This window comes from Gordonia sp. (in: high G+C Gram-positive bacteria) (genome assembly GCF_020438995.1).
In the GTDB taxonomy this organism is placed as follows: domain Bacteria; phylum Actinomycetota; class Actinomycetes; order Mycobacteriales; family Mycobacteriaceae; genus Gordonia.
The window spans coordinates 1-1,868 of sequence record NZ_JAGQTN010000247.1 but is presented as its reverse complement, the minus strand read 5'-3'; the positions used below and the strand labels follow the sequence as shown (position 1 = coordinate 1,868).

Sequence of the window (1,868 nt, the reverse complement as noted above, 5' to 3'; positions counted from 1 at the left end):
AGGTTGAGCGTCGTCGACGAGGCTGTCGGCGGGGTGCTGGTGGTCGGCTCGGTCGTCGTGGTCGTCTCGTCGGTGGTGCTGGTGGTCGTGGTGGTGCTGGTAGTGGTACCCGCGGTCGTGGTGGTGTTGTCGTCGCCGCCGGACTTGGCGACCATCACCACGATCGCGATGATGATGACCAGGACCGCCGCGGCGGCGATACCGGCCAGGATCTTCACCAGGTTGTTGGAGTTGCCACCCTGCGGCGGTCGGCCCTGCGGCCCCGACTGGGCCGCGCCGAAGGCCCCGTACGGGGTCTGCTGCGGACCACTCTGCTGGTGCGGACCGCCCTGCTGGGGTGATCCGAAGGCCCCGAGCGGCATCGTGCCGGACGGGACGGCGTTGTTGGGTGCGGAGTTGACTTGCCCCGGATATCCGGGATTGGCCTGTGCCGGGTTGGAGGGCACCGGGTTGGAAGGACCGGACGGCCACGACCCGGGCTGCGGGGCCGGCGTGGGCGTCGGGGTGGGGAACGGTGCCGGTACGGGGGTGAATCCGGGTCGTGGACCACCCTGCGCACCGCCCTGGGCAGCCTGCAGCGCCCGGTTCAGCGCGACGGCGAAGGTACGGCAGTCGGCATAGCGGCGTGCCGGATCCTTGGCCAGCGCGGTGTCGAACACCGAGTCGAGTGCGGCGAGATCCGGCCGCACCGAACTGATGCGGGGTACGGGCGCGGTGGCGTGCGCCATCATCATCGCCGGCGCGGTGTCGCCGGAGAACGGGGTGGTGCCGGTGATCAGCTGGTAGGTGGTGCAGGCCAGTGCGTACTGATCCGAACGCGGCCCGGCCGGCTTGCCCGCGACCACCTCGGGAGCCAGATACGCCATCGTCCCGACGACCATGTTGGCCGCGGTCATCGCGGTGGCGTCGGTGACCAGCTTGGCGATGCCGAAGTCGAGGACCACCACGTCGTCGAGCTGCCGGGTGTCCGGGTCGCGGGTGACGACGATGTTGGCCGGCTTGATGTCGCGGTGGATGACGTTCTTGCGGTGCGCGTAGTCGAGGGCGTCGGCGACCTTACCGGCCACTGTCCCGATCTCGGGGAGGGTGAGCCGCTCGGTGGCCAGATCGCGACCGTCGATGTACGACATCGTGAACCACGGCGAACCGTCGACGATGCCGTAACCGTGGACGGTGATGATGTTGGGGTGGTTGAGGGCGGCGGCGGTCTTGGCCTCCGCGGTGAAGCGCCGCTCGAATTCGGGGTCGCCGCTGACGGAGATCACCTTCATCGCCTCGCGGCGGCCCAGGTGCGGGTGTTCGACCACGTACACCTGCCCCATGCCACCCTGGCCGAGCTTGGACAGGACGGTGTACCCGGCGAACTCTGAACCCGGTTGCAGCGCCATCTATCTCCCCTGATCTTCCCTGTCCGGCACTGCCGTGCCGGATCACCCTAATGCATTGAAAGTTCTTGTGGCCGAATATTTTTCATGTACTACGGCCGGACAACGCTGTGCCGGAACATTGTTGATCTCCCGGCGCCCGACTCAACCTCCCGCGGAAATCTTGGACTGCTGGTCGGGACAGAAGACACCGATCGCGGCCCCGACGACCGAGCCGCTCTGCACCGGACCGAGACCGAGCGGCGAGTTCAGCGCGATATCGATGAATGACTTTCCGCCGCGGATATCGGTACAGGCCTGTCTGCCCACCTTGATGTACTTGTCCTTGTCGGGCACGTCCACGTTGAGTTGCTCAAGTGTTTGCAGGAAGACCTCGTTCTCCTTCTCCGTGGAGAGCCCGCTACCGCCGGATCCCGAGTCGGTCGGCGGCTCCGGACTTGAAGATTCCGGGCTGGACGTTTCTGGGCTCGACGTTTCTGGGCT

General features: G+C 67.0%; 2 protein-coding genes. Both read right to left on the bottom strand.

The window, feature by feature from the left end:
• On the bottom strand, positions 1–1,388 hold a 1,388-nt coding region (locus tag KDB67_RS17110; RefSeq protein ID WP_291018122.1), incomplete at its 3' end, for a protein kinase.
• A 141-nt stretch (positions 1,389–1,529) separates the two neighbouring features.
• Positions 1,530–1,868 (bottom strand): DUF732 domain-containing protein (locus KDB67_RS17105; RefSeq protein ID WP_291018119.1); only part of this gene is annotated, 339 nt, incomplete at its 5' end.